Raw genomic sequence first — 25,800 nt, 5'->3', positions numbered from 1 at the left:
GCCGTCGGAGCAAGGAAAAAAATCCTGCAATCAGGTTTACAAGCGCTTTCGGTTGGTCTAAGATTCGCAGCCATGTCGATCCGGAGAATACATAAATATATCGCTAGGGAAGTCGGTGTTCCCACCCTTCTCGCCCTGGTTGTCTTCACCTTCGTGCTGCTCATGGGGCGCATTCTCAAGTTGATGGAACTGGTCATCAACAAGGGGGTTCCTGCGCTTGATATCCTCAAGCTCTTTTCGTTTCTGATTCCCTCCTTTCTGGTCATTACCCTACCTCTCGCTTTTCTGCTCGGCATTATGCTCGGCTTCGGACGGCTCTGTGCGGACAGTGAAATCATCGCCCTGAAGTCTTCGGGGGTCAGCCTCTATCACATGTTCCGTCCGGTACTGGTTCTGGCCTTTCTCACGGCCCTGACGACCGGATTACTCACCCTTGTTTTGGGGCCGGCCGGGAACCGGTCCTTTCGCGAGCAGATCTTCAATATCGCCGCCAAGCGGGCCAATGTCGGCATTCAGCCTCATGTCTTTAATGACGAATTCGACGACCTTGTTCTTTATATCGATGACGTCGATAAGAAGGGCAACGTCTTCCGAGGGGTGATGATCTCCGATCAGCGTACCGGCTCCAGCCCATCGATCATCTTCGCACAACAGGGCCGTATTTTTTCCGATCCCCAGGCTCTGATGCTCACCCTGCGCATCGAAAACGGGACCATTCACCGCGCCACACCGGGCAAAGAAGCGGATCAGATCATCCGTTTTTCCACCTACGACGTGAATCTGAACATGGGACAGCAGCTGGAACAAGCCGAAAAACGGCCACCGAAACCGGCGGAGATCGGCTCCCGGGAGCTCGCGCAAGTTCTCTTCTCCGACAACGAAAGTCCGTCAGAGAAGACCAAGCTTTCCATTGAATTCCACAGCCGCCTCATCTTCCCCCTGGCGCCGCTCCTTTTTGCTCTGGTGGGTGTTCCCTTGGGAGTACATTCCCAGCGGTCCGGTCGCAGCGGCAACTTCTCCGTGGCACTGCTGATCTTTCTCGGCTACTATCTCTCCTTCTCCTTGGCGGAAACCCTGGTTGCCGAATCGGGTTTTCCCGTCGCCCTTACCCTGTGGGTTCCCAGTCTGATCTTTCTCGTCGGCGGGCTTTACCTCTTCCAGCGCGCCGCCCAGGAACGACCGTTTAGCTTCGGTACCCTGCCGCTGCTTTTTCGGAAAGGACGCAAGGGGGTCGGGGCATGAGTCTTCTGCACCGTTACATTCTCAGCATTTTCACCCGTCTGCTTCTTTTGTCCCTGGGTGCCTTTGTCGGCATTTTTTTGCTGGTCGATTTTCTCGAAAAGGTCGACGACTTTATCGAACATGGCGCCGCGCCTTCCCTTTATATCCTTTACTTGCTCAACATGTTTCCGATCGCCGCGGCCCAGGTCATTCCCCTGGCGATCCTGCTTGCCGCCTTTGGCACCCTGGGGGGGTTGTCGAAGAGCAATGAACTGACCGCCATGCGCGGGGGAGGAATCAACATCTGGAGAATCACGCTGCCTTTGCTCGCCTCGGGCCTGCTGCTCTCCATTGGACTCTTCTTTGTGAATGAGCTCCTGATCCCCGTCAACCAGAAGAAGATTCACTATCTCTTGCGCAACGAGTTGCGCGGCAAGCAGGAGATCCTTTTCAAGCGAGATAATATCTGGTTTCGGGAAAATGGCACCATCTACCACGTGCGCCAGTCACAACCCGAAAACAATCTTCTGCTCGGCGTAACCATCCTCGAATTCAACGAATCCTTTCATCTGATCAGCCGCCGCGACGCCCCTCTGGCCCGCTACACAGAAGGCTCCTGGATTTTCGAGAATCTGGTCAGCTACCGGTACGCCCCCGACACCAGCATGATTATCGAACGAACGAGATTTTCCCAAAAGTCCATAAACCTGGCCAAGAAGCCGGAGGACTTTACGGAAACTCTCTACAAGGCGGAGCAACTTGGATTTTTCGAACTGCGCAGTCTTGTTGAGAAGATGCGAAACGAAGGCTACAACCCCCGAAACTATCAGGTGGATATGCACGCCCGCCTGGCCTATCCCTTCACCTGCCTGACCATGACCATGCTCGGCATCCCCTTTGCTCTGCGCAAGGGGCGTTCTGCCAGCCTAGCCGTCGGCGTAACCCTCTCAGTAGCCGTCGGCGTGGTCTTCTTCATCCTTCAGACCCTGCTCACCACCCTCGGCTATTCAGCGGTCGTCCCCCCTTTCGTCGCAGCCTGGTCGGCACTTTTGATCTTTACTCTGCTGGCAGTCTGGCTACTCCTCTCGACCCGGGATTAGCTCCGAATGTAATCCCAAACAAAAAACCCACCTCAACGAGGTGGGTTTTTTGTTTGGGATTACAACAATCTCAGTAGCGGTAATGATCAGGCTTATACGGTCCTTCCACGGGAACACCAAGATATTGCGCCTGTTCCGGGCGCAGGATAGTCAGACGGGCGCCAAGTTTGCCGAGATGCAGCCGGGCGACTTTTTCATCCAGTTGTTTGGGCAGCACATAGACCCGATTTTCATAGCGGCCGTCATTATTGAAGAGTTCGATCTGCGCCATAACCTGATTGGTAAAGCTGTTGGACATGACGAAAGAGGGATGGCCGGTGGCGCAGCCGAGGTTGAGCAACCGGCCTTCGGCCAGGACAATGATGGCGTGACCGTCGGGGAAGTACCACTGGTCGACCTGATTACCGTGCTCCTTGGGATTCTTGATATTAACCTTTTTGATCCCCGGAACCCGAGCCAGCGCCGCCATTTCAATCTCGTTGTCGAAGTGGCCGATATTGCCGACAACAGCGTTATGCTTCATACGCGTCATATGGACAGCGCGGATAACGTCACGATTGCCGGTGGTGGTGATGAAAAGGTCGGCGGTATCCACCACATCCTCCAGGGTTTTGACCTCGTAGCCCTCCATCAGCGCCTGCAAGGCACAGATCGGATCGATCTCGGTGACGATGACCCGCGCACCCTGGCCACGCAGGGCCTGACAGCATCCCTTGCCGACATCGCCGTAACCACAAACGACGACCACCTTGCCGGAAAGCATGACATCGGTGGCGCGCATGATGCCGTCGACCAGGCTGTGGCGACAGCCGTAGACATTGTCGAACTTGCTCTTGGTCACCGAATCGTTGACGTTCATCGCCGGGAAGGGAAGCAGCCCATCGCGCTGTAACTGGTAAAGGCGATGCACGCCGGTGGTGGTCTCTTCGGTGACGCCGCGGATGGAGTTGCGAATTTCCACCCAGTCGTTGCGTCGAGCAGCGATCGACGCACGCAAACATTTGATCAGTTCGACCCAGTCCTCGGGATCATCCTGACTCGTTTCGGGAACGCCTGCTTCCTGCCATTTAGCCCCTTCAAGGACCATCAGAGTGGCATCACCACCGTCGTCGAGGATCATATTCGACACTTGCCCATCGGGCCAGGACAAAGCCTGCTCGGTACACCACCAGTATTCGCTCAGGGTTTCCCCCTTCCAGGCGAAGACCGGGATTCCCGTCGGGCGATCCGCAGTCCCTTCGGGGCCGACGGCCACCGCCGCCGCCGCCTGGTCCTGGGTGGAAAAAATATTACAGGAAGCCCAGCGAACTTTGGCGCCAAGGGCAACCAGGGTTTCGATCAGCACGGCGGTCTGGATGGTCATGTGCAGCGAACCGGTAATTCGCGCCCCCTTAAGCGGATATTGTCCGCGATATTCCTCACGCAGAGCCATCAGACCCGGCATTTCGACCTCGGCCAGCTCGATTTCCTTACGCCCGAGGGTCGCCAGTTGCAGATCCTTGACTTTAAAATCCATTTTTTTTTCGCTCATTACGCATGAAACTCCTTTATATGTTGAACGGGAACGGTTGAATCAATGAAGCATCACAGAGGCAAGACCAGCGAGTGGAGCTGTCCGGTATCCACTTCCCGGAACTGCACCCGCAGTTCGCGGGCCGAAGTCGCCTCAGCGGGAAAGAACAGAAACCCCCTTCCCAGGGTACCGGCGGCGATACTCCGGTTTTCCAGATGCTTGTTGGCGAGATCGCGGGATATCTGCCGACCGGCATCGCCGGATGTTCCCGACTGGGTACCGCCGATGACCGCACCTCCGGCTGCGCCCAGAGCCGCGCCCTTAGCCGCGGCGGTGCCGACATTCTCCCCGGCGACGATCCCGATGGCGGCACCGAGCAGCGCGCCGCCGGCCGCGCCGATGAATGAACCCTTACCCACGCCTTTGGCGATTTCACCGAATTCGGAACTGGTCTCAAGACGTTCATAGGCGGTGCGGTTATCGAGGACATTCCAGTAACGCCCCTCGCTGTCGATCAGGAAGGTCTGGTCCGGCACGATCAACAGAGGATGGATACCAACATTGTCAATGATGACCTGCACCGGAAGAATTCCCGCCCCACGAATATCGAAGCCGAAATTTTCCCGGGCCACGGCGCTGTCGGCATAAGCCTCGGCGGCGACTTGGGCTCCCGCCACCAGTTGCATACCGGCATAAGCAGCGGGCGGACGGAATGGAACCTCCTGACTCTTATAGGAGGCACACCCCCCCAGCGCAAACATGACGAGCAAAAAAAACAAGCGGATTGTCCTGATATGCGACATATCGACCTCCTTCGTGATCAACGCATTTATCTTTAAAGTCTAGCAGCTTCCCCCGCTTCGACAATCGAAAAACCAAGATGCCCCAAACGTAAGGGGATCGGCATCAACTGCGGAAACGGGGAAAGAAAAAGCGAACCTTGCGGTTCGCCTTTTCAGGTTTCCTTTCCGGTCTCGATCAGAGGCCGGCACGACTGCGCAGGGAATCAATCCGGTCGGTGCGTTCCCAGGTAAATTCCGGCAGTTCACGACCGAAATGGCCGTATGCGGCGGTCTTCCGATAGATAGGACGGAGCAGGTCAAGAGTTTCGATGATGGCACGGGGACGCATGTCGAACTCTTCCCGGACGATGCGGGCAATTTCATTGGAGGGGAGCTTGCCCGTGCCGAAAGTATTGATCATGACCGAAACCGGCTCGGACACGCCAATGGCGTAGGCCACCTGTACCTCGCACTTATCGGCAAGACCGGCAGCGACGATATTTTTGGCCACATAGCGCGCCATATAGGAAGCGCTGCGGTCGACCTTCGAAGGATCCTTGCCGGAAAAAGCGCCGCCGCCGTGGGAACCCTGGCCTCCATAGGTGTCGACGATGATCTTGCGCCCGGTCAGTCCGCAGTCACCCATCGGCCCGCCGACCACGAAGCGACCGGTTGGGTTGATGAAATATTTAGTCTTTTCATCCAGGAGATTGTCGGGGATAACCTTTTTGACGACCTCTTCGATGATTGCCTCCCTGAGAGTCTCGTATCTGACGTCGGGGGCATGCTGAGAAGAAACGACAATGGCATCGACGCGAATCGGCTTGTCATTGATGTACTGGATGGAAACCTGGGATTTTCCGTCGGGACGCAAAAAAGGGAGCAGCCCGTTTTTACGCACTTCACTGAGACGCTTGGCTAGGTTGTGGGCAAAGGTAATGGGCATGGGCATGAGCTCGCGGGTTTCGTTGCAGGCATAGCCGAACATCAGTCCCTGGTCGCCGGCCCCCTGTTCTTTGTGCAACCCCTCCCCTTCGGTCACCCCCTGGGAAATATCCGGCGATTGCCGGTCGATGGAAGTCAAAACAGCGCAGGTTTCCCAATCAAACCCCATGGCCGAATCGTTGTAACCGATTTCCTTGATGGCTTCACGAACGATGACCGGATAGTCGATGCGGGCACTGGTGGTAATCTCACCGGCAATCATCGCCATGCCGGTGGTGACCAGGGTTTCGCAAGCCACCCGGGAGCGGGGATCCTGTTCGAGGATTGCGTCGAGAATGCTGTCGGAAACCTGGTCGGCGACCTTGTCGGGATGCCCCTCGGTTACGGATTCGGAAGTAAAAAGGAAATCGGTCATAGCCATGGGCTTTCTTCTCCCTTGAAATAACGGAAATTCATGATCCGGTTCGAAAATACGTCTTATAACAAGCTCCGGCATCAGAATCAACTACAAACGGGCAGTCAGGGTTCCGGGGGGCGAAACAGCTCGGGAAAACGTCGGGTCATCTCGGTCTCCAGGCAGCGATTAATCTCGGAAGCGGTCGTCAAGCTCAAGAGCCGTTCAAGCAATTCCTTTCCCTCAGATCGCCGAATCCGACGCAGCACTTCCTTGACCCGGGGGATACTTGGCGGATTCATGGACAGTTCATCGAAACCCAGCCCGAGGAGGATCAGGGTATAGAGCGGGTCGGCGGCCATTTCCCCGCACATCCCCACAGGGATCGAAGCCTGTCGGGCCGCCTGGCAGATTAGCTTCAGAGCGCGGAGAATGGCGGGATGCAGCGGCTCGTAGAGATAGGCGACATGTTCGTTCCCGCGATCGACGGCAAGAAAATACTGGATCAGATCGTTGGTACCGACGGAGAAAAAATCGGCCTCCCGTGCCAGCAGGTCGGCTATGAGTGCTGCCGAGGGAACTTCGACCATGATCCCAACGGGCAATGCGGCATCGTGCGCCACCCCTTCCGCAGCCAGCTCGGCCTGAACCTCGGTGCAGAGTTCCCGACAGGCCCGCAGCTCAGCGACGCCAGAGACCATCGGCAACATCAGCCGCGCCCGACCAAAAGCCGAAGCCCTGAAGATCGCCCGCAGCTGGGTCTTGAAGAGCCGCCGCTCCTTCAGGGAGAAACGCACGGCGCGGAGTCCGAGCGCGGGATTGAGCTCGTCGGAGATGTTGATTTCCGGAGCCAGCTTGTCGCCGCCGAGATCCAGGGAACGAATAGTCACCGGCTGCGGCGCCATCGCTTCCAAAACCGCCCGATAGGCATTGAACTGTTCCTCCTCGGAAGGAGGAGCGGAGCGATTAAGATAGAGAAATTCAGAACGAAAAAGACCGACTCCCTCGGCGCCGTGGCGCAGGGCCAGGGGCAGTTCCTCGGTCAGCTCGACATTTCCCCGCAGCGGGATACGAACACCATCCAAGGTCTCCCCCGGCAATTGGCTGAGGCCGAGAAGCTCTTCTTCGCGCAGCGCCTGCGCCTGCTCTTTGCGACGATACTCGGCGATGGTGGCGGAGGACGGATTAAGAATGAGAATACCGAGGAAACCATCGACGATGACGGAGAGTCCGCTGGGAACGCGCACTGTAAGAGTTTCCAGGCCAACCACCGCGGGAATACCGAGGGAACGAGCCAATATCGCCGTATGGGAGGTCCGCCCGCCGAGATCGGTGGCAAAACCGATCACCCGGGCCTTGTCCATCTGCATGGTATCGGCGGGCGAAAGGTCGTGGGCGATCACCACCACCTGATCGGAAATCACGGCGATCGGCTGCTGGGTATATCCCTTGAGATTGCGCAGCAGTCGTTCTCCCACCGAGTCGATATCGGAACGCCGCTCCCGGAGATATTCATCCTCAATCGCCTCAAAAACCTCTCGAAACTTCTTAAGGGTTCGCTTTAGCGCCCCTTCGGCATTGAGAAAATCGTTCCGGATCAACTTCGTGACGCCCTCCAGCAAAAGACGGTCCTCAAGAATCAGCAGGTGAGTATCGATGATGTAGAGATGCTCGGCCATTTCTCGGGAAGAGGCCATTTCCCGAACTTCGTTGAGCTGGCGCCTGGAACTTTCTACCGCCGCCTTGAACGCCGCGATCTCTCCGGCGACCTCCCCGGGGGCGACCCGCCGTTCAATGGCGGAAAGACGCTGCCGGTCGATGACGTGGGTACGGCCCAGAGCGATGCCCGGAGACGCCGCCACACCGACGAGCAGGGTATCCTCGGGGATGTCAGTCTTCACCAAAGCCATTTTCCACCAGCTGGGCAATGGCCGCGAAGGCCTCTTCCATATCGGGACCGGAGACGCTGATATCGATCTGAGACCCCTTGGGGGCGGCCAGCATGAGAATTCCCATGATGCTCTTGCCGTTGACTTCCATGCCCTCCTTCTCGACGGTCACGTCTGACTGATAGCGATTGGCCGTCTGCACCAGCTGGGCGGCGGCGCGGGCATGAAGACCGAGGCGGTTGACAATGGTAAAACGTTGTTTTTTCATCTTTTTTATCCCCAAAAGCAACATGGTCCACCGGCGGAATCAGCCGCAAACGATCATCAGTGCCGCCGACATAAACAGGATCAGAATCAGGGTAGAGACGCCCAAGCGGCCAAGTCCGCCCAGTAGAAGAACGCTCAGAAGCACACCGGCCCCCCAGATCGGCGGGACTTCCGCCAAGGTCAAGGTATCGCCGACAAGGATGGCGGACAGAGCGCCGAGAAGCAAACCGGTACCCTCTTTGCAGCGCACCGCCAGATCAGGAAGACGATACCCCTGAATCCGCTCGATCATTCCCAGCCTCTGCCGATAACCGCCGCCCAGCCCGGCGATAAAGGCAACGCCATGGGGGAGATTAAAGAGCAACAGAAAGGCCAGGGGAGCCCACCAGAAACCGCTCACGGCCAGCAACAGGGCCAACACAGCCGCAAAGGGACGAAGACCACCCCAGAAGAGGGCATCCCCCATGGCCGCAAAGGGCGCCATGCACATCGCCTTGAATTCATCCACATCCATAGCGCCCCCGACGGCCGTCTCTCCCCCCTCTTCAAGGGCGAGCACCGTACCGAGAAGGGGTGCGGCCATGAAAGGATGGGTATTAAAATAGGCCAAATGCCTCTGGCAGGCCCGAACCAGATCCTCGTCGCGATAGATGAGCCGCAAGGCCGGGAAGAGAATGTAGAGGACACCGAGGCTTTGCATGCGCTCGTAATTCCAGCTCGCCTGCAGCAGGGGGAGACGTAACAGGACACGCACGCGAACGCCGAGGGGGAGCATCAGAACCCCTCCCGGAGCAGATAGACGGCAAAAAAAGCCAGCAGGTACAGGGCCAGGATACGCCGGCTGCGCAAGGTACCGAGAAAAACCGCCGTCCCCACCAGCGGAAAGGCCAGAAACAGCCAGGGAGCACTTTCCCCGACCTGGGGCAGAAGGTACGGAGCAAGCCAGGGCAGGAGCAGGGAGCCGGGGAGAACAATCCCGAGATAGGTTCCCAGGGACGCCAGGGCGAAGAAAACCAGTCCCAAAAGATGCCAACGGGTCGCGGCCAGAGGGCGGCCGAGGTGGAGATCCTTCTCCGCCCAAACCAGCAACCGGCCATTCCCCAAGCGGGCGAGATGGTCGAAGAATTGACCACACTTGCCCAACGGCAAGGCGACCAGAAGGGAGAGCAGAAGCAAGGGCAGATCCTCGACGCCTCCGGCACCCATCACCAGGGCCAAAGCCGTCCCCCCCACGGCAATCTGCGTGTCATCCGGCGGGATCGCCGCTCCCACCGGCAGCCGCCCCAGCCACAGGAGTTCCAGCAGGATTCCGGCCTGCAGGCCGAGTTGGGAATCCCCCAGAACCCAGCCGGTCAGGGGCGCGGCGACGATCGGCCGACAGATGAGCAGTTGCAGAACGGCGGTGCGATCCAGCCCGACCAGCAGGGAAATCAGTCCGGCGTAAAGGTAATCCGGCGAAAAGGCCATCTCAACCCTCCCGTTGCGGGGAGAGTTTCTTCCAGTCCCGTTCCCGGTCTGCGGGAATACACTGGGCGACAACTTGGACTCCGGCCGCTTCCAAGTGCCCAAGGTTGATGAAGTCTTCGGGAGCGAAGGCAATGGTGCAGGAAACCCGGCGGCGGTTTTCTCCGCCATGGAGATTGCCGAGATTGAGCTTGTCGTAAGCCACGCCGAGCCGATAAAGCGCCAAAGCATCCTCGGACGTGGCGACAAGAAGCAGAACCTTGCGGTCGATCAGCCTGCCTCCGGCAAAGAGATCGGCGGCGCCGGCAAGGGTTTCGATGAAGACCCCAAGGCCCTTGGGAACCGCGGCGGCCATAAGAATTTTCCGCATGGGATTACCCGCGACGCCGTCATTGGCGACAAGGAGGCAATCGGCATGCACATGGGGCACCCAGGATTCCAGAACCTGACCATGGATCAAACGATTGTCGATGCGGGCAAGAACGATGCTCATGGTCCTTCACATCATCGGCTACTTTTTCAGCAGCTCGCTGGGGAGAAAAATTCCCTGTTCGCCGCAAGCCTTGAGCAATGCGGCCAGTTCTTCCAGGGCAAGGCCCTCGCCGCTGTTGAAAAATTTCAGAACCATGGGCAGGTTGACGCCGGTCACGACCTCAACCCGTTGCTGCTCGAGAAAGGCCAGGCTGATATTGGATGGGGTTCCTCCAAACATGTCGGTCAAGATGACGACCCCTTCGCCGTCGCTTCCCACCTCGCCGATCGCCGTCGCGATCCTTTCCCGGATGGAATCGACACTGTCGCCCATGTCGATACTGACGGCGCGGGCCTGTTCAGTCGGCCCGACAATCATCTCCGCCGCACGAAGAAACTCCTCACCCAGGTGGGCATGGGTAGCGATTACCAGTCCTATCATCTTATTTCTGCCCTTTGCTGATATCGCGATGCACCACTTCAAGGGAAACTTCCGCCGCGGCGAAACGGTCGCGCAGGGTCTCGACGATAGCGACACTGCGATGCTGCCCCCCCGTGCAACCGATGGAAACGGTCAGATAACTCTTCCCCTCGCGCCGGTATTGGGGAAGCAAAAAAGCGAACAGGGACTCAAATCGTTCGAGAAATTCGCGAGTCTCCGGCTGCGCGAGGACATAATCGCGAACCTGCGGATCGCGCCCGGTCAAAGGCTGCAATTCGGGGACGAAATGGGGATTCGGCAAAAAACGCACATCCATCACCAGGTCGGACTCGGCAGGCAATCCGTAGCGAAAGCCGAAGGACTGCAAATGCACCACCAAAGGGAGGGCTTCCCCGGTGCCACGCACCCGACGCACCACCATATCCCGCAGTTGATGGGGCGTCAGACGGGAGGAATCGATGATCGCCGTGGCCCGGCCGCGCAAATGAGCCAGCAGAAGGCGTTCCTGGCGAATCCCCTCGGCCACTCCTCCCGCCAAGGCAAGAGGGTGACGACGCCGGGTTTCCGAATAACGACGGGTCAAGGCCTCATCGGAAGCCTCAAAAAAGAAGATTTCCAGTTCATAACCGGCGTGTCGCACCGTTTCCAGAGTCGTTTCGAATTCCGCCAGAAAACCGCGATTACGGATGTCGATGACCACCGCCACTTCGGAGGTAAAACGCACCCCCTGTTCGACCAGGCCGAGAAATTTGGGTAACAGCGCCAAAGGCAGGTTGTCCACCACGAAAAAGCCCTCGTCCTCCAAGGCACGAGCCGCCGAACTCTTGCCGGAACCGGAAAGCCCGGTGATGATGATGACCCGTTTACGGTTGTTATTCAAGGTTGTCTCCAATAATGGAATGGGCATGCAACCAAGCGGTTTCGGCCATACGTTTTTCGAGACGGTCCTGAAACTCTCGGGCGCTGTGGTAGCCCATCTCCTTGAGCAGTTGATTGCGGGCCGCGACCTCAATAATGGTGGTAATGTTGCGCCCGGGGCGCACCGGGACCTTCATCAAGGGGATTTCCAGCCCGAGAATTTCATAACGCAACTCTTCGAGTCCAAGCCGGTCGTATGCGGCGCCCTCCTGCCATTCCACCAGTTCGATGGCCAGATCGATCTTCTTGCGCTCACGCGTGGCGGCAACCCCGAAGAGGTGGCGGATATTGATGATTCCCAAACCCCGAATCTCCATATGATAATGAAGCAGGTCGTTGCCCTCGCCAAAAAGAACGGCCGGCAGCTTCATACGCACCTTGACCACATCGTCGGCCACCAGCTTGTGCCCCTTGAGAACCAGATCAAGGGCGCATTCGCTCTTGCCGATACCGCTCTTCCCCAGAAGCAGAACGCCGACGCCGAGGATATCCACCAGAACCCCGTGGACGGTGGTGGAAGGAAGCAGCCGTTCTTCCAAAAACTGGGTAATCAGGGAGATAAAACGGGAACTCTGATGCCGCGAACGCAGCAGAGGAATGGCGTACTGCTCGGCACAATCGATCAACAGCCGGGGGGGCTGTTGCCCCTTGGTGATGATAAAACAGGAGATATCGAGTTCGCAAAGCCGCCGTAGATGACGTTCAGCGATCCGGGGATCAAGCTGATCCAAGTAGCTTAATTCCGTGGAACCGAGAACCTGTATGCGGTCGGGATGAAGATTGGTGGTATAGCCGGCGAAAGCCAGGCCGGGTTTCTGGATGCGGGGCACCTGGATACATTTGTCAAGACCGCGCTCACCGGCCAACAATTCGAGATCAAGCCCGGCTTCTTTCTCGGCCAGCAACTCTTGGATACTCAGACCAGCCATGCCTTTGAACTAACCTGGGGTTCGCGATGAACAGCAAAAGGGAAAAAACCTGCTACATCCGGTCTTCTTCCTCGACGATGATGTCATAGAGTTGTTCCGAAGGAGCTTCGATAAGACGACGCCGCACCGAAGGGTTCTTCAGCAGTTTGGAAATTCGGGCCAGGGTCTTCAGATGCACCCCCACCGATTCTTCGGGGGCGACCAGGAGAAAAAAGAGATGGGCCTGACGGCCATCCATCGAATCGAAATCAACCCCCTGGCGGCTGCGCCCAAAAGCGAGAAGCAACCGGTCAAGCCGAGCCAGCTTGCCATGGGGAATGGCCACGCCTTCGCCGATACCGGTACTCCCCAAAGCTTCCCGCTCATGGAGAACGCGCAGAACCTCCTCGGCGTCCAGGTTGTCGGAAGCGCTGACGAGAACGTCAGTCAACTCACCAAGGGCCTCACCCTTTCCGGATGCCCGCAACTCGCCGGCAATCGCCTTCGGATTCAGTAGTTCCGCAATCTTCATGACCTGCACTTCATATCGGGTTGGTAAACGGGAAACGGCCCGACGATAAAAATAAACGTTTCATCGTCGGGCCGCGCCAGGAATTTACTTGGTTTGGGGGACAATCAAACCGTAGTTGCCGTCCTTGCGCCGATAAACAACGTTGATCTCGTCGGTAATCGAATCGGTAAAGACGATAAAGTCCTTGTGGAGAAGATCCATCTGCATGACCGCTTCCTCCACGGCCATCGGCTTGACCGAAAAACTGTTGCTGCGAATGATGGTCGGCTCGGGAGATCCGAGATCGATACTCTCGGCGGCGAAAACGGTCTTTTGGATCTGCCGCTCCTTACCGGCGGCCGGCTTGTGTTTTTTCAGCTTTTCCTTGTAGCGCTTGAGCTGCCGCTCGATCTTGTCGATCACCGCGTCGATGGCGGCGTACATGTCGTTGGTTTCCTCGGAAGCCTTGATGGTGACGCCCTTGGCGCTGATCGTCACCACCGCCTTATGACGGATTTTCTTTTCCACCGAAAGAAAGGCTTGGGAGTCAATCGGCTCGTCAATATATTTCTTGACCCGTTCCAGCTTCTCCGCGACATAGGCGCGAACCGGCTCGCTGACTTCCATATGTCTGAATGTCACATCAATCTGCATGGTTGAAACCTCCTGATGATTAAGTTTCTCCCGGTGAAACCAGCTTGTTGTCCAGTATATCGATTCCTGGAAGCTTAGCCAGCCTGGAGAATTAAAAATGTCGTCTGCGCTCCGTGGAAGAGCCGAGGCCAAGCATCTCGCGATACTTGGTCACGGTCCGACGGGCGATGTCGATTCCCTGCTCCAGTAGCAGATCGACGATTTTCTGATCGGAATAGGGTTTTTTGGGATTTTCGCCGGCAATAATCTCCTTGATCTTACTCTTGACACTCTCCGAGGCGATGGAGTCCCCCTCGGTGGTGTTGATCCCGCTGTTGAAGAAGTACTTGAGTTCGAACAGCCCCTGCGGGGTCTGAACATACTTGTTGGTGGTAACGCGACTGATAGTCGACTCGTGCATCTCGATATCCTCGGCCACATCGCGTAACACCAGAGGCTTGAGATAAGCCACCCCTTTGTCGAAAAACTCCCGCTGAAATTTGACGATACTCTTGGTCACCTTGTAGATGGTCCGCTGACGCTGATGAATGCTCTTGATCAGCCAGATGGCGCCGCGCATCTTGTCCTGAATGTACTCCCCGGCTTGGGCGTCAATCCCCTCTCCGCCCGCCAGAGCATTGCGATAAAACGCATTAATGCGCAAATTGGGGAGTCCTTCGTCGTTAAGAACGACGACATATTCGTCATTGATTTTGTAGACGAAAATGTCGGGAGTGATGTAATGGACCTCCTCCTGGGTATAAATGCTGCCGGGCCGGGGATCAAGCCCCGAGATGATCTTGGCCGCACCGAGAACCTCATCGAGAGTCACCCCCAAGGCCTTGGCAATGGCCGAGTATTTACGTACCTCAAGATCAGGAATGTGGTTGAGCAGAATCGCCTCGACCAGACTCCCTTCCATGCCCAGATAGCGAATCTGACGGAGGAGGCACTCGCGCAGATCGCGGGAAGCCACCCCGGGAGGATCGAAATCCTGCACCACCTCTAGAGCCCGACCGACCTTTTCCGGGGAAGCGCCGGAGGTCGCAGCGATCTCTTCCAGAGACGCCTGAAGATAGCCGTCATCATCGAGGTTGCCGATGATTTCGGCGGCAATCCGACGGATTTCATCATCCAGACGCGAAAGGTTGAGCTGCCAGAGAAGGTGATCGGACAAGCTCCCTTTCTTGGTCAGCAGATTTTCATAAGAGGGCCGATCCTCGTCTTCTTCATAGAAATCCGCCGTCGAGCCACCAAGACTGTAACCTTCGAGATAGGTCTGCCAGTCGATATCGGTGACGCCTTCGTTTTCGCCGGACACTTCCCGAACCTCATCGACGGGGACATCGCTTGCGGAGACTTCACCGGCGGCGACCTCTTCAAACTCCTTTTCCTCGGGAACTTCCGTGGCTTCTTCGAGAACCGGATTTTCCTCCAGCTCCTGTTGCACCATGTCGACCAGTTCCATCCGCGACAGCTGGAGGAGCTTGATCGCCTGCTGCAACTGGGGGGTCATCACCAGTTGTTGACTGAGCTTGAGTTGTTGACGGATCTCTAAAGCCATCTACCGACTCGCTTGGTTACGGGATGGGTGCCGAAACACGGGACTGTTCATTGCGCGGTTTTCACAACTGGAAGGATTCTCCCAGGTAGATGGCCCGGGCCGCGGAACTGGCGGCGATTTCCTCGGGGACACCGTATTCGAGAACGGCCCCTTCGTTGAGGATATAGGCTTTGTCGCAAACGCCGAGGGTCTCGCGTACGTTGTGATCGGAGATCAACACCCCGATCCCCCGGGAGCGCAGCGAGGTGATGATCGATTGGATATCCATGACCGCGATCGGGTCAATACCGGCAAAGGGTTCATCGAGGAGAATGAAAACCGGTTCGATAACCAGCGCCCGGGCAATCTCCAAGCGCCGGCGCTCTCCTCCGGAGAGGGCGTAGCCGTAGGATTTGGCCACATGCCCGAGTCGGAAATCTTCCAGCAACTCGGCAACACGCTCAACCCGCTGACCGGGAGTCAGATCCAGGGTTTCCAGAATTGCCAGCAGATTCTCTTCCACCGTCAATTTGCGGAAAACCGAAGCTTCCTGAGGCAGATAGGAAATCCCGGCCCGCGCCCGCTGGTACATGGGAAACTGGGTAATCTCAAGATCGTCAAGAAAGACCTGCCCGCGATCAGGTCGAACCAAGCCCACCATCATGTAAAAGCAAGTCGTCTTGCCGGCACCGTTCGGTCCCAGCAGACCGATGACCTCCCCGGAGACAAGTTCCAGATCGACGTCGCGCACCACCTGCCGCCCGCGATAGGCCTTGTTCAACTCACGGGCACTCAGACGGCGGCTTTTCACTTTCCCCCCCCCTGAGGATGAAAGACGGCGTTAACCCGCCCCCCCTCCTTGCCGGTGACCACGCTGCGCTCTTCATTGAGAAAGACGGTGATCTCATCCCCCTCGACGGAATCCTTACCCTGGTGGACCTTGGGAGAACCGGTCAGAACCACCTTACTTTCCCGATTGTAAAAAACCGCCTTGTTTCCGGTAGCGGTTCGTTCACCCTGGACGATGCGCACGTTGCCCACCGCCACGACCTGATCGATATCCCGCGTTTTCCCTGGGGAATAATGGATTGTCACTTCATCGGCGTAGATGGTGGCATCCCCCTGTTTGGCAACGACGCTACCACTGAACTTGGCGAATCCCGCCGGGTCATCTCCCTCCAGCCGATCGGAAGTGATTTCAATCGGTTGGGAATTGTCGAAAGCACCCAGAGCCGAAGTCTTTTCGGCGGCGCCGGCAACAGCACCCACGGCCAGAAGAAAGAGACACAACAACAGGCTTCTCAATGGAATGAAAGCTTTCATGGCTTGACAACCTTCTGGATCCGCGCCCTGACCGGACCGGAAATCTGGTAGACGTGCTTGTCTACATCGAACTTCAACCCCGTTCCGGTCACTTCCAATTCATCAGAGAGCATGCGAACCGGGGCATCGGTGCTGACGAGACGGTCGGCTTCGGAAAAAACGAGAGAGTCGGAGTAAAATACATAACCGCGCACACTCTCAATAACAACCTCCCCCTTGGCGTTGACTACCTTAGTTTCGCTGGACAATTCTCCGGTTTGCGCCCTTAGTGTAGCGACCTCTGCCCCCTGGTCATCAAAGAAGGTCATAAAGACATCGCGGATCAGCGTGAATCCGTCCTTGACACTGTAATCGGCCGAATCGGCCAACAGGTGCCACCGACGGACGCCGTCGCTGGTCTCCGTGTAATCGATCCCTTTAACCGCGATATCGACGTCCTTCGGCAAGGACGCGATCAGTTCCTCGGGAGCCTGATCCCGGTAATTGACAAGGACCGTCACCAGCAACACCGACGACAGCACGGCGATAAATAAACCTAAAAGATTTCGGGAAGTTATCTTGTTTTTCATAACTTTTCGCCAGTATAGCATCTCGCCGGAACAGAGTAAAGACGAAACCTGGCCATTGGCACGAGACTTGAAAGAGAAACCGTTATCACGTCTATGCTTCGCCGAAATAGCGAGCGGTAATCCGCTCCCAGGCGCCGCTCCCCTTCAAAAGCAGATCGCAGACTTCCCGTACAGCCCCCCGCCCGCCGCGCCGCCTGGCAACATAGTCGACCAGCGGCTTGACCTCGTCGACGGCATCAGCCACTGTCGCCGCGAAACCAACCCGGCACAGAATCGGCAGATCGACTACGTCATCCCCCATGTAGGCCACTTGGGCGTCGTTCAGATTTCTTTCCGCCAAAATTTGCCGATAGGGAACAAGCTTTTCCGTCGCGCCCTGACGGACAATCGTGATCCCCAATTCCCGGGCGCGGATTTCAACCACCTCGGAGGTGCGACCGGTGATAATGCCGACCTCGATGCCGGCCCGCTGGATCATCTTGATACCGTGACCATCCTTGACGTCGAAAGCCTTGGTCTCCACCCCGTGATGGTCGTAGATGATGCGCCCGTCGGTGAGCACGCCGTCCACATCGAGCAGCAGCAGGCGGATATCGGAAAGATTTTTCAGCATCAGACCACCCCCGCTTTGAGCAGATCATGGAGGTGAATGATCCCCACCGGCACACGGCTCTCTTCCGTCTCGAAAACAAACAGAGAGGTGATGGAATGCTGCTCCATCTTCTGCATGGCCTTGGCCGCGAGATTGGAACGGAGGATCCGCTTAGGATTGACCGCCATCAGTTCGCAAATCGGCCGGTTAAGGGCATCGAGCCCCTTCTCGATAGAACGGCGCAGGTCGCCGTCGGTAAAGACCCCGAGCAGTTCCCCCCGGTCATCGCAAACCCCGGTGATCCCCAGTTTTTTGCTGGTGATCTCAAAGAGCGCCTCCTTAAGGGGCATCTCCGGAAAGACCCGAGGAATGGCCTCCCCGATATGCATGAGATCCTCGACCCGCAGCAGCAACCGTTTGCCCAGAGTACCGCCGGGATGAAAGAGGGCGAAGTCCTCTTCCTTGAAGCCGCGCCGCTCCAACAGAGCTACCGCAAGGGCATCCCCCATGGCGACCGTCGCCGTAGTGCTGGCGGTCGGCGCCAGCCCCAGGGGACAGGCCTCCTCCTTAATGGAGATATCGAGCAGGACATCGCCGGCCCGGGCCAGGGTACTGGCGGGATTGCCGGTCATGGCGATGAGCGGTAATCCCATGCGCTTGATCACCGGCAGAATGCGGGTGATCTCCTCGGTTTCACCCGAGTTGGAAACGGCCATCACGACATCCCCCTTCATGAGCATGCCGAGATCGCCGTGAATCCCTTCCGCCGGATGGAGAAAAAGGGCCGGGGTTCCCGTAGACGCCATAGTCGCCGCCACCTTTTGGCAGATCAGCCCCGACTTGCCCATGCCGGTGATGACGACCCGCCCCTTGCAGGCCAACATCATTTCCACCGCTGTGACAAAGCGTGAATCGATGCGGTCAAGCAGGGCCAGGACCGCCTCCGCCTCAACCCTGAGCACATGTTTGGCCGTTTCGATCATCTCACTCATGGTTCAGCGCCCCTTGACGATGGCGTCGATGGCCAGCATCTGCCGCAACATACTGGGCAGATCGCCGAGAGGCAAGGAGTTGGGACCATCACACAGAGCCTGGTCGGGATTTTCATGCACTTCCCAGAAGAGGCCGTCGATGCCCGTCGCCACCGCCGCTCGGGAGAGGGCGCCGACATACTGGCGCTGCCCGCCCGAAGCGGTCCCGGCACCGCCGGGCAGCTGCACCGAATGGGTCGCGTCGAATATCACCGGGCAACCCGTTTCGCGCATGATGACCAGCGAGCGCATATCCGTCACCAGGTTGTTGTAGCCAAAGGAAGCGCCTCGCTCGGTGAGCAGAATATTGCGATTGCCACCAGCTTCGATCTTGCCGACGGCGTTCTTCATGTCCCAAGGGGCGAGAAACTGGCCCTTTTTCACATTGACGACCTTGCCGGTGCGCGCCGCCGCCACCAACAGATCAGTCTGGCGACTGAGAAAGGCCGGAATCTGGATAATGTCGAGAACCTTGGCCGCCGGAGCGACCTGGCTGATGTCGTGCACATCAGATATGACCGGCAGCTCGAACTCACGCTTGACCCGGCCGAGAATTCGCAGGCCCTCTTCCATCCCAGGTCCGCGAAAAGCATCGACCGATGTCCGATTGGCCTTGTCGTAAGACGCCTTGAAGACCAGGCCGATCCCCAGAGAGCTGGTCAGCTCCTTGAGATAGGCAGCGATGCGCAGGGTCAGATCCTCATTTTCAATGGCGCAGGGCCCGGCGATCAGCACCAGGGGCCGATTACCGCCAAAGATCACGTTGCCGACGGAGACTTCACGCACCACGTCAGGAATCTCCTTTTTGTTTGAGACAGGCACCGACAAAGGACTCGAAGAGCGGATGCGGGCTCATCGGCCGACTGCGAAACTCGGGATGGAACTGGCAACCAAGAAACCAGGGGTGATCGGCCAACTCGACAATCTCCACCAGATCCCCTTCAGGATTGATCCCCGAGAAGATCAGGCCGCATTTTTCCAGCGGCTTGCGGTAGGCGTTGTTGAATTCATAACGATGTCGGTGGCGCTCGGAAATCTTCTTCTGACCATAAATACGCCGCGCCCGGGTGCCGTCGGCCAAATCGCAGGAATAGGCGCCGAGACGCATGGTGCCGCCCTTGCCCTTGACCGATTTCTGGCCCTCCATGATATGAATGACCGGATTCTTCGCCCCTTCGCGAAACTCGGCGGAATAGGCATCCTCGATGGCGCAGACGTGGCGGGCAAATTCCACCACCGCCATCTGCATGCCGAGACAGATGCCGAAGAAGGGAATCTTGTTCCGGCGGGCGAATTCAATGGCGGCGATCTTCCCTTCGCTCCCTCGCTCGCCGAAGCCGCCGGGGACGAGAATGCCATCGATGCCGTCGAAGGCGTTGCCGATACCGTGTCGCTCCAGGGACTCGGAATCGACATATTTAAGGTTGACCCGGCAGTCATTCGCAATGCCGCCGTGAATCAGCGCCTCAGCCAGGGACTTGTAGCTCTCGGTCAGCTCCACGTACTTGCCGACGATGGCGATGGTCGTTTCCGAGGACGGTTCCTTGATCCGCTTGATGATCCGATGCCATTCGGAGAGATCCGGCGTCTTGGTCCAGATATTCAAGTAATCGACCAGGCGCTCATCGAGCCCCTGCTCGTGGTAAGCCACCGGCACCTCGTAGATGGAGCCGACATCGCGGGCGGTAATGACCGCCTCTTCCTTGACGTTGCAGAAGAGGGCGATCTTCGCTTTCATTTCCCGGGGGATTTCCCGATCGCAGCGGCAGAGGAGGATGTCGGGTTGAATACCGATCTCCCGCAGTTCCTTGACGCTGTGCTGGGTCGGCTTGGTCTTCAGCTCGCCGGCGGTGGGGATATAGGGAACCAGGGTCAGATGAATGTAGAGGGTGTTCTCATGCCCGAGATCGGTGCGGAACTGGCGGATCGCCTCCAAAAAGGGGAGCGACTCGATATCGCCGACGGTGCCGCCGACCTCGACAATGGCCAGGTCAACCCCTTTGGCGTTTTCAAGGATCTTCGCCTTGATCTCGTTGGTGATATGGGGGATGACCTGGACCGTGCCGCCGAGATAGTCGCCGCGGCGCTCCTTGCGGATGACTGAATCGTAGACCTGGCCGGTGGTGAAGTTCGACTTGCGGGAGAGGGTCGCGGTAGTGAAGCGCTCATAATGCCCCAAGTCGAGATCGGTCTCCGCGCCGTCGTCGGTGACAAAGACCTCACCGTGCTGAAAAGGGCTCATCGTCCCCGGATCGACGTTGATGTAGGGGTCGAGTTTCTGCATCGACACCCTTAACCCCCGGGCCTCCAGCAGCGCCCCCATGGAAGCAGCGGCCAATCCCTTGCCGAGGGAGGAAACCACCCCCCCTGTGACAAATACGAACTTGGTTTTCATCCTGGCTCCTTTAGCGATCTCGCAGGAGGCGAAGAGCACCCCGCGAGAGAAAAATCAAAGTGCCGATACTACACCGCCGCCCGCAAAAAGAAAACCCCAAATTCCCCCAACCTAACTCCCTCCGCCCGCTGCCAGCAGATCCCGCACCCGCTCAAGATCCTCGGGGGTATCGACCCCCTGGGAAACCAGGTCGGTCGCCGTCACCCGGATTTTATAGCCGTGCTCCAGCGCCCGCAACTGTTCCAGTTTTTCGGTCTTTTCCAGCGGGGTGGCCGACAGCTTGGGATAGGAAAGAAGAAATTCCTTGCGGTAGACATAGAGACCGATGTGCTTGTAGCCGCCCAGAGCGTGAAAATTCTCAGCCAGGGTCTCGGCATGATCACGGGGATGGGGAATGGGCGCTCGGGAAAAATAGAGAGCGAAACCCCGGCCATCGACTACCACCTTGACCACGTTGGGATTGAGAAACTCCTGCACCGAAGCGAGGGGGGTCATCAGCGTCCCCATGGGGATAGAGGCGTCCTCCACAAGGGGCGCCACCGCCAAGTCGATCATGCGCGGGTCGATGAGCGGTTCGTCCCCCTGCACGTTGACGACGATATCCGTGGCGATCCCCTCGGCGACCTCGGCCAGGCGATCGGTGCCGGTGGGATGGTCGACGCGGGTCATCCAGGCCTCGCCGCCAAAAGCGGACACCGCCTCGAAAATGCAGGTATCGTCGGTGGCGACAATGACCCGGTCGACCCGGGTTGACCGAGCGGTACGCTCATAGACCCACTGGATCATCGGCTTGCCGAGAATCTCGGCCAAGGGTTTGCCGGGAAAACGGGTCGAGGCATAGCGGGCGGGAATGATCGCGGTGACGCGCATGCGACAATCCTTTCAAAAGAGAGGAAAAGAAGGGTGGAGCGCCCGAAAATTAGAAAAAACCCCCGGCAAAGTCAAGGCGCGGAGGCTTCATCCTTGCCCGGCCAGGGCATGACGGGAACGGTACTGATGCTGTTTTTCGGACTCCCTTCGATGACCCGGTCGCTGTAAGCAACGTAAACCAGCACATTGCGCTCGCGGTCGAAGAAACGTACGACGTGCAGTTCCTTGAAAAGCAGGCTGCGGCGCTCGTCGAAAACCTCCTCGCCGTCCTTGAGTTCCCCGAGAAAACGGATCGGTCCGACCTGCCGACAGGCAATGGCGGCATCGCTGACATCCTCGGCCACACCCATGGCCCCCTTCACCCCGCCGGTCTGCGCCCGACTGATGTGACAGGCCACCCCCTCGACCTTCGGGTCGTCGAAGCCATCGATGACGATCTTATCGTTCGGCCCCAGCCAGCGGAAACGAGTACTTACCGCCCCCGTCTCGCCCCGCTCCGGCCGGCTGAAAATCCAGACCCCGAACCCCACCAGCACCAGCAGCAGAAAAACCCCGAACAACAGAGCCAGACGTTTCATCGTTCACCTCAAAATGGACAGAGAAAAGATTTTCTGAAGAATAGCACTGATCTGCGCACAGTGCGCAGGATCCGGCGACGATCGTGTGGCGGTGTTCCGTGTTCATCGCAATCCCGCGGCACGGGTTCGGCAAAGACCCTATTCAAATTTTCGGCCCGCTGGTAGATCTCGATACGTTTTTCCCCCTTACGTGATGCCGCGAAAAGTCGCGATTCATCGCTCTTCGCAAGTCGGGGGACGGTCCCCCTCGACCAATGTCAACAACTCGGTCTGTTGCGCCTGGATCAGGTCAGCCAGCGTATCGATATCCCGCAACCTGTCCAGCAACAGGGGCTTCAATCCCACCTCCCGGCATCGTGCGAGGGTTTGCGCCAGCACCTCTCCGGTGCTCCAGGCGATCCGGTCGAACACCTGCGGCCTGAAGTGCTCGGCGGTAAAGCCGATCAGACAATAGCCGCCATCGACGGCCGGGGCGATCACCATGCCGGCCCGCACGAGAACGGCGGCGGCCTGCCGCAAATAGGGCTCATCCAAGCCGACAACATCACTGCCGCACAGCAGAACGGATGAATATCCCGCGGCGAACAGGCGCCGAAAGGCATTCTGCATACGCGCCCCCAGGTCGTCCCCCTCCTGGGGACAACAACAGACGGCGTCTGAGCGCCAGGTTTTGGGCAGTTCTTCCGGATCGTCCCCGTCGTAAAACAGCGCCCAGGGCAAACCGCCGGCGCGAAACTGGGCCAGAATCCGTTCAACCAGCCGCACGTAGATCCGACAAGCCGGCTCAACGCCCACATCGGAAGCCAGCCTGGTTTTGACCCGACCCGGTACAGGCGGCTTGACAAAAAGACAGATGACCGCCGACGCGCTCATCGGTACTCCCGTGCCAACTCGACGGGATCGGCGCCGGCCAGGTAGCGCAGTAGCAGCCACCAGTTTTTCAGTGTGCGTCGCCCAGGGCCATCCCGCCGCCAGCGCCGGGCCGAGGTTCGCAGGCGTGCGGCCAGCAGTCGGCAGGGGCCGCATGACCGGTGCAAACGCCGCGCCAGAGCCACATCCTCCATGATGGGCAGTGGCGGGATCCCCCCTACCTGATGCAAAACCGAGCGCCGCACAAAAATACCTTGATCACCGTAGGGCAAGGAAAAAATCCGACAGCGCAGATCAACACCGCGCTCAATAAGCCGGAAATGCAACCCGCCGGCCTCAATCCCGAGGCGGAACGCTCCCCAGGCGGCCCCTTGGACAACGGCCTTCCCAACCAGGGACAAGCCCTGGTCCGGCAGTCGGGAGTCGGCATGAAGCAGCAGAATCGTATCGCCAGTGGCTGCCGCGACACCGGCAGCCAACTGTGAACCACGCCCTTTCACCGCGGTCAGCCGAAGGACATCAGGATCCCCAATGACCGCCAGGGTGGAAGCGGCGCGATCCCCGTCCACCACGATAATTTCGCTGGCGGCATCCTGATCGCGAAGCTGGCCTATCAGGTCGTTGATCCGTTCCTGCTCGTGCCATACGGGGATGACGACGGAAAGATTCAAGGCCACAGCGGACATTCCCAGCCCAGGCACTCAGGGTTGCGGTCTCGCTGTGCGCAGGCAAAAGGCCGGACCTCCGGCCGATCCGGGCAGAGCCAAATGGCGGCATCTTGCACTGCAAAACGGGTCCAGCGGGAGGGGTAAAAGGTCATGAGAAGCGACGTTCCTGATTCTGAATTTTGCGTACAACGCCGGGATCAGGGCAAACAGTCCCAGCAGGACAAAGGAGCCGAGCACAAGCGGTGAGGCGATATCTCTGAGCGCATGAATGGTGGCCAAACCGACGCCGGCATTGACATAGACAAATCCACCGGGATGATACCGAAGAAAGTACCCAGCATAAAGGTGCGAAGAGGCAGCCACGTCAGACCGGCAGCCAGATTGATGAGAAAAAACGGGAAAAAAGGGATCAGCCGCAGAAAGAGCAGATAGCTGAGCCCACGCTGGTCAAGCTCGGCATTGAGCCTCTCCAGTCGGTGACCAAAGCACCGGAATACCGCCTCGCGCAGAAGCTAACGTGTCGTCAAAAACGAAAGAACGGCTCCCAGGGTGGCGACCGAGACCGCATAGACGGTTCCCAGCCAGTGCCCGAACAGGATCAACAGCAGAATCATCCATTTCTTTTGATTCATGGCTCGGTTGAAATCAGAATATCACCGTACCAGGCGGTTGCTTCAGCGCCCGTATTGTCCGTGTCGGTCATGATGGCGATGCCGCCGGCCTCGGGGGGATCTTCCCCGAAGACCCGCCGGAAGTCCGCCAAGATGTCCCGTTTTTCCTCAACCCACCGACCGGCCTTGGCGGGCCCCGACTCCACAGCCAGGAGCATAGCATTCGCCGTGAAGGCGTTGGGAACGAATTCTTCCACAGGCAGTTTGTTGGCCCATATGTAATTGAGCGCCCGGGTCCGCCAGAAGAAACGATCCGGGAAAATCACGTAAAGCCGGGCGGCATAATCATCCCCCTGCTTCATTCTTGCATCGCCACCGGGCACGGTGGCGGAGATTTTCCAGCGCCACTTTAGGTAGCGATGCGTACGAGGGTTGAACGTTATTTTTTTGGTCAGGCCAGAAGCAGCCGCTTCAGCCCGAGCTTCGAGCACGGTACGGCCATCCGCCTGGACGATGCGATAACGGGTTGTCCCTTTGAAACGCTTGCTTTCCCAACCCGCAGTCCCTTCCGTGGCAAAACGGGAAACGACCAGGTCATCGGCCCAAGCAGCGGAAGGGAGCAACACCCCCAGCAAGCAAGTCAGAAGGATCAGGCACAGATGTTTCAGATGATTTTCCCCCATTGTAACTTCAGTCGATTGAGCCAACGTTGAAGCGCTGATGTCGGGCTGGAGGAAAAGTCCGTGAAACCGGCCAGCAGGTCCGCCACAAATAGTCGTAGCTGTTTTGCGCCCCGGATTTCCCCCGGGGACAGAGGATGACGACCGCATCAGCAGACACCTGAACAACCGCCAGCGCCTCGTCCAGACGCGCCTTGTCCTCCGGCGGTCTTGTCGGGAAACGCGTTGGTCTCGATGGACGCGGGCAGATGCTGTTTCAAAGTCGGCGGCAGGCTGGATGTCCACCAGAATGACCTTCTGCTTATCGTCCAGCAGGATTTTGAGTCTCTCGGAAAAATTCGTAAGAACTTGCGAAAGAACGGTGCTACATTGCGGGACAGCCTGAAACCATTCACTTTTATGATAGTTTTGTCGAAGGCGTTATAACGTAATAGTCAGCGAGCCTTCTAAACGAAAATCGGCGAAAAATTCACGAACAGGCCTCTGATCGGGTAGGAGGCGGGGTTGCCCCCGCCGTCCTCCCACACCACCGTGCGTACGGTTCCGTACACGGCGGTTCACGTGACGTTCTGAAAGCGACGGTGGTGGTCAATTAAGGAGACCAACCCCGCT

29 protein-coding genes are annotated in these 25,800 nt (G+C 58.0%); 2 read left to right on the top strand and 27 right to left on the bottom strand.

Annotation, left to right across the window (positions count from 1 at the left end; all coding sequences use genetic code 11):
* Positions 1 to 72 precede the first annotated feature (72 nt).
* Entirely contained in the window at positions 73 to 1,242 is a 1,170-nt protein-coding gene (gene lptF / locus RBR25_RS12065; protein WP_432819802.1) for an LPS export ABC transporter permease LptF, read from the top strand.
* Positions 1,239 to 2,321 carry an LPS export ABC transporter permease LptG gene (gene lptG, locus RBR25_RS12060; RefSeq protein ID WP_432819801.1) on the top strand — a complete coding sequence of 361 codons (1,083 nt, stop codon included), beginning with the start codon at positions 1,239 to 1,241 and terminating at the stop codon, positions 2,319 to 2,321. The genes lptF and lptG overlap by 4 nt, the downstream gene beginning before the upstream one ends.
* 70 nt (positions 2,322 to 2,391) lie before the next feature.
* On the opposite strand, the gene ahcY is transcribed toward lptG, so the two are convergent.
* From ahcY to RBR25_RS11925, 27 genes are all read right to left on the bottom strand, one after another.
* Positions 2,392 to 3,837 (bottom strand): adenosylhomocysteinase, encoded by a 1,446-nt coding sequence (gene ahcY / locus RBR25_RS12055; RefSeq protein WP_432819824.1) that lies wholly within the window; start codon positions 3,835 to 3,837, stop codon positions 2,392 to 2,394.
* Positions 3,838 to 3,905: 68 nt separating this feature from the next.
* Positions 3,906 to 4,637 (bottom strand): hypothetical protein, encoded by a 732-nt coding sequence (locus tag RBR25_RS12050; protein WP_432819800.1) that lies wholly within the window; start codon positions 4,635 to 4,637, stop codon positions 3,906 to 3,908.
* A gap of 175 nt (positions 4,638 to 4,812) precedes the next feature.
* Positions 4,813 to 5,982: a methionine adenosyltransferase gene (metK, locus tag RBR25_RS12045; protein ID WP_432819799.1), complete on the bottom strand. Its 1,170-nt coding sequence runs from the start codon at positions 5,980 to 5,982 to the stop codon at positions 4,813 to 4,815.
* A 98-nt stretch (positions 5,983 to 6,080) separates the two neighbouring features.
* Positions 6,081 to 7,865, bottom strand: a complete 1,785-nt coding sequence (ptsP, locus tag RBR25_RS12040) for a phosphoenolpyruvate--protein phosphotransferase (RefSeq protein WP_432819798.1) — start codon at positions 7,863 to 7,865, stop codon at positions 6,081 to 6,083.
* Positions 7,846 to 8,112, bottom strand: a complete 267-nt coding sequence (locus RBR25_RS12035) for an HPr family phosphocarrier protein (protein WP_432819797.1) — start codon at positions 8,110 to 8,112, stop codon at positions 7,846 to 7,848. The genes ptsP and RBR25_RS12035 overlap by 20 nt, the downstream gene beginning before the upstream one ends.
* 39 nt (positions 8,113 to 8,151) lie before the next feature.
* Positions 8,152 to 8,886 (bottom strand): PTS system mannose/fructose/sorbose family transporter subunit IID, encoded by a 735-nt coding sequence (locus tag RBR25_RS12030; protein WP_432819796.1) that lies wholly within the window; start codon positions 8,884 to 8,886, stop codon positions 8,152 to 8,154.
* Positions 8,886 to 9,578, bottom strand: a complete 693-nt coding sequence (locus tag RBR25_RS12025) for a PTS sugar transporter subunit IIC (RefSeq protein ID WP_432819795.1) — start codon at positions 9,576 to 9,578, stop codon at positions 8,886 to 8,888. Before RBR25_RS12025 ends, RBR25_RS12030 begins: the two co-directional genes overlap by 1 nt.
* A 1-nt stretch (position 9,579) precedes the next feature.
* The gene (locus RBR25_RS12020; RefSeq protein WP_432819794.1) at positions 9,580 to 10,068 is read right to left on the bottom strand and encodes a PTS system mannose/fructose/N-acetylgalactosamine-transporter subunit IIB; all 489 of its coding nucleotides are present in this window, start codon (positions 10,066 to 10,068) and stop codon (positions 9,580 to 9,582) included.
* 18 nt (positions 10,069 to 10,086) lie between these two features.
* On the bottom strand, positions 10,087 to 10,488 hold the full coding sequence (locus tag RBR25_RS12015; protein ID WP_432819793.1) for a PTS sugar transporter subunit IIA: 402 nt from the start codon (positions 10,486 to 10,488) through the stop codon (positions 10,087 to 10,089).
* A 1-nt stretch (position 10,489) separates the two neighbouring features.
* Entirely contained in the window at positions 10,490 to 11,368 is an 879-nt protein-coding gene (rapZ, locus tag RBR25_RS12010; RefSeq protein WP_432819792.1) for an RNase adapter RapZ, read from the bottom strand.
* The gene (gene hprK, locus RBR25_RS12005; protein ID WP_432819791.1) at positions 11,361 to 12,335 is read right to left on the bottom strand and encodes an HPr(Ser) kinase/phosphatase; all 975 of its coding nucleotides are present in this window, start codon (positions 12,333 to 12,335) and stop codon (positions 11,361 to 11,363) included. The genes rapZ and hprK overlap by 8 nt, the downstream gene beginning before the upstream one ends.
* A gap of 52 nt (positions 12,336 to 12,387) precedes the next feature.
* Positions 12,388 to 12,846 (bottom strand): PTS sugar transporter subunit IIA, encoded by a 459-nt coding sequence (locus RBR25_RS12000; RefSeq protein ID WP_432819790.1) that lies wholly within the window; start codon positions 12,844 to 12,846, stop codon positions 12,388 to 12,390.
* Positions 12,847 to 12,930: 84 nt separating this feature from the next.
* Positions 12,931 to 13,479, bottom strand: coding sequence for a ribosome hibernation-promoting factor, HPF/YfiA family (hpf, locus tag RBR25_RS11995; protein WP_432819789.1), 549 nt, complete (start codon positions 13,477 to 13,479; stop codon positions 12,931 to 12,933).
* 91 nt (positions 13,480 to 13,570) lie between these two features.
* Complete coding sequence (gene rpoN / locus RBR25_RS11990) at positions 13,571 to 15,022, bottom strand: RNA polymerase factor sigma-54 (protein WP_432819788.1); 1,452 nt, start codon at positions 15,020 to 15,022, stop codon at positions 13,571 to 13,573.
* 61 nt (positions 15,023 to 15,083) lie between these two features.
* Positions 15,084 to 15,812 carry an LPS export ABC transporter ATP-binding protein gene (gene lptB, locus RBR25_RS11985; RefSeq protein WP_432819787.1) on the bottom strand — a complete coding sequence of 243 codons (729 nt, stop codon included), beginning with the start codon at positions 15,810 to 15,812 and terminating at the stop codon, positions 15,084 to 15,086.
* Positions 15,809 to 16,324, bottom strand: coding sequence for a lipopolysaccharide transport periplasmic protein LptA (lptA, locus tag RBR25_RS11980; protein ID WP_432819786.1), 516 nt, complete (start codon positions 16,322 to 16,324; stop codon positions 15,809 to 15,811). The genes lptB and lptA overlap by 4 nt, the downstream gene beginning before the upstream one ends.
* A complete protein-coding gene (gene lptC, locus RBR25_RS11975; RefSeq protein WP_432819785.1) occupies positions 16,321 to 16,893 on the bottom strand; it encodes an LPS export ABC transporter periplasmic protein LptC in 573 nt (190 codons plus the stop codon). Before lptC ends, lptA begins: the two co-directional genes overlap by 4 nt.
* Positions 16,894 to 16,984: 91 nt before the next feature.
* Positions 16,985 to 17,506 (bottom strand): KdsC family phosphatase, encoded by a 522-nt coding sequence (locus RBR25_RS11970; protein ID WP_432819784.1) that lies wholly within the window; start codon positions 17,504 to 17,506, stop codon positions 16,985 to 16,987.
* Entirely contained in the window at positions 17,506 to 18,468 is a 963-nt protein-coding gene (locus tag RBR25_RS11965; RefSeq protein WP_432819823.1) for a KpsF/GutQ family sugar-phosphate isomerase, read from the bottom strand. The genes RBR25_RS11970 and RBR25_RS11965 overlap by 1 nt, the downstream gene beginning before the upstream one ends.
* Positions 18,469 to 18,480: 12 nt before the next feature.
* Positions 18,481 to 19,305, bottom strand: a complete 825-nt coding sequence (gene kdsA, locus RBR25_RS11960; protein WP_432819783.1) for a 3-deoxy-8-phosphooctulonate synthase — start codon at positions 19,303 to 19,305, stop codon at positions 18,481 to 18,483.
* 1 nt (position 19,306) lies between these two features.
* Positions 19,307 to 20,911, bottom strand: a complete 1,605-nt coding sequence (locus RBR25_RS11955) for a CTP synthase (protein WP_432819782.1) — start codon at positions 20,909 to 20,911, stop codon at positions 19,307 to 19,309.
* Positions 20,912 to 21,022: 111 nt separating this feature from the next.
* Positions 21,023 to 21,781 (bottom strand): 3-deoxy-manno-octulosonate cytidylyltransferase, encoded by a 759-nt coding sequence (kdsB, locus tag RBR25_RS11950; protein ID WP_432819781.1) that lies wholly within the window; start codon positions 21,779 to 21,781, stop codon positions 21,023 to 21,025.
* A gap of 71 nt (positions 21,782 to 21,852) precedes the next feature.
* On the bottom strand, positions 21,853 to 22,359 hold the full coding sequence (locus RBR25_RS11945) for a CreA family protein (protein WP_432819780.1): 507 nt from the start codon (positions 22,357 to 22,359) through the stop codon (positions 21,853 to 21,855).
* Between the two features lie 213 nt (positions 22,360 to 22,572).
* Positions 22,573 to 23,232, bottom strand: a complete 660-nt coding sequence (locus tag RBR25_RS11940; RefSeq protein ID WP_432819779.1) for a TIGR04282 family arsenosugar biosynthesis glycosyltransferase — start codon at positions 23,230 to 23,232, stop codon at positions 22,573 to 22,575.
* Positions 23,229 to 23,906 carry a TIGR04283 family arsenosugar biosynthesis glycosyltransferase gene (locus tag RBR25_RS11935; protein WP_432819778.1) on the bottom strand — a complete coding sequence of 226 codons (678 nt, stop codon included), beginning with the start codon at positions 23,904 to 23,906 and terminating at the stop codon, positions 23,229 to 23,231. Before RBR25_RS11935 ends, RBR25_RS11940 begins: the two co-directional genes overlap by 4 nt.
* Before the next feature lie 188 nt (positions 23,907 to 24,094).
* Positions 24,095 to 24,316 carry a VTT domain-containing protein gene (locus RBR25_RS11930; RefSeq protein WP_432819822.1) on the bottom strand — a complete coding sequence of 74 codons (222 nt, stop codon included), beginning with the start codon at positions 24,314 to 24,316 and terminating at the stop codon, positions 24,095 to 24,097.
* A gap of 209 nt (positions 24,317 to 24,525) precedes the next feature.
* Complete coding sequence (locus tag RBR25_RS11925; RefSeq protein ID WP_432819777.1) at positions 24,526 to 25,191, bottom strand: DUF3047 domain-containing protein; 666 nt, start codon at positions 25,189 to 25,191, stop codon at positions 24,526 to 24,528.
* Positions 25,192 to 25,800 lie beyond the last annotated feature (609 nt).

The sequence above is a fragment of the Trichloromonas sp. genome (assembly GCF_034006665.1).
In the GTDB taxonomy this organism is placed as follows: Bacteria; Desulfobacterota; Desulfuromonadia; order Desulfuromonadales; family Trichloromonadaceae; genus Trichloromonas.
The sequence above is the reverse complement of the archived record's forward strand: the minus strand, read 5'-3'. Positions and strand labels throughout refer to the sequence as shown.

Excerpts from the sequence above, each read along its gene's own strand:
- RBR25_RS11965 (WP_432819823.1), bottom strand. The coding sequence starts at position 18,468 with ATGATCGAAACGGCCAAACATGTGCTCAGGGTTGAGGCGGAGGCGGTC.
- lptG (WP_432819801.1), top strand. The coding sequence starts at position 1,239 with ATGAGTCTTCTGCACCGTTACATTCTCAGCATTTTCACCCGTCTGCTT.
- hpf (WP_432819789.1), bottom strand. The coding sequence starts at position 13,479 with ATGCAGATTGATGTGACATTCAGACATATGGAAGTCAGCGAGCCGGTT.
- hprK (WP_432819791.1), bottom strand. The coding sequence starts at position 12,335 with ATGGCTGGTCTGAGTATCCAAGAGTTGCTGGCCGAGAAAGAAGCCGGG.
- lptC (WP_432819785.1), bottom strand. The coding sequence starts at position 16,893 with ATGAAAAACAAGATAACTTCCCGAAATCTTTTAGGTTTATTTATCGCC.
- RBR25_RS12020 (WP_432819794.1), bottom strand. The coding sequence starts at position 10,068 with ATGAGCATCGTTCTTGCCCGCATCGACAATCGTTTGATCCATGGTCAG.
- RBR25_RS12030 (WP_432819796.1), bottom strand. The coding sequence starts at position 8,886 with ATGCTCCCCCTCGGCGTTCGCGTGCGTGTCCTGTTACGTCTCCCCCTG.
- RBR25_RS11970 (WP_432819784.1), bottom strand. The coding sequence starts at position 17,506 with ATGCTGAAAAATCTTTCCGATATCCGCCTGCTGCTGCTCGATGTGGAC.
- ptsP (WP_432819798.1), bottom strand. The coding sequence starts at position 7,865 with ATGGCTTTGGTGAAGACTGACATCCCCGAGGATACCCTGCTCGTCGGT.
- RBR25_RS12035 (WP_432819797.1), bottom strand. The coding sequence starts at position 8,112 with ATGAAAAAACAACGTTTTACCATTGTCAACCGCCTCGGTCTTCATGCC.
- RBR25_RS12025 (WP_432819795.1), bottom strand. The coding sequence starts at position 9,578 with ATGGCCTTTTCGCCGGATTACCTTTACGCCGGACTGATTTCCCTGCTG.
- ahcY (WP_432819824.1), bottom strand. The coding sequence starts at position 3,837 with ATGGATTTTAAAGTCAAGGATCTGCAACTGGCGACCCTCGGGCGTAAG.
- RBR25_RS11940 (WP_432819779.1), bottom strand. The coding sequence starts at position 23,232 with ATGAGCGCGTCGGCGGTCATCTGTCTTTTTGTCAAGCCGCCTGTACCG.
- metK (WP_432819799.1), bottom strand. The coding sequence starts at position 5,982 with ATGGCTATGACCGATTTCCTTTTTACTTCCGAATCCGTAACCGAGGGG.
- RBR25_RS11945 (WP_432819780.1), bottom strand. The coding sequence starts at position 22,359 with ATGAAACGTCTGGCTCTGTTGTTCGGGGTTTTTCTGCTGCTGGTGCTG.
- RBR25_RS12015 (WP_432819793.1), bottom strand. The coding sequence starts at position 10,488 with ATGATAGGACTGGTAATCGCTACCCATGCCCACCTGGGTGAGGAGTTT.
- RBR25_RS12050 (WP_432819800.1), bottom strand. The coding sequence starts at position 4,637 with ATGTCGCATATCAGGACAATCCGCTTGTTTTTTTTGCTCGTCATGTTT.
- rpoN (WP_432819788.1), bottom strand. The coding sequence starts at position 15,022 with ATGGCTTTAGAGATCCGTCAACAACTCAAGCTCAGTCAACAACTGGTG.
- RBR25_RS11955 (WP_432819782.1), bottom strand. The coding sequence starts at position 20,911 with ATGAAAACCAAGTTCGTATTTGTCACAGGGGGGGTGGTTTCCTCCCTC.
- kdsB (WP_432819781.1), bottom strand. The coding sequence starts at position 21,781 with ATGCGCGTCACCGCGATCATTCCCGCCCGCTATGCCTCGACCCGTTTT.
- RBR25_RS12000 (WP_432819790.1), bottom strand. The coding sequence starts at position 12,846 with ATGAAGATTGCGGAACTACTGAATCCGAAGGCGATTGCCGGCGAGTTG.
- lptF (WP_432819802.1), top strand. The coding sequence starts at position 73 with ATGTCGATCCGGAGAATACATAAATATATCGCTAGGGAAGTCGGTGTT.
- RBR25_RS11925 (WP_432819777.1), bottom strand. The coding sequence starts at position 25,191 with ATGGGGGAAAATCATCTGAAACATCTGTGCCTGATCCTTCTGACTTGC.
- lptA (WP_432819786.1), bottom strand. The coding sequence starts at position 16,324 with ATGAAAGCTTTCATTCCATTGAGAAGCCTGTTGTTGTGTCTCTTTCTT.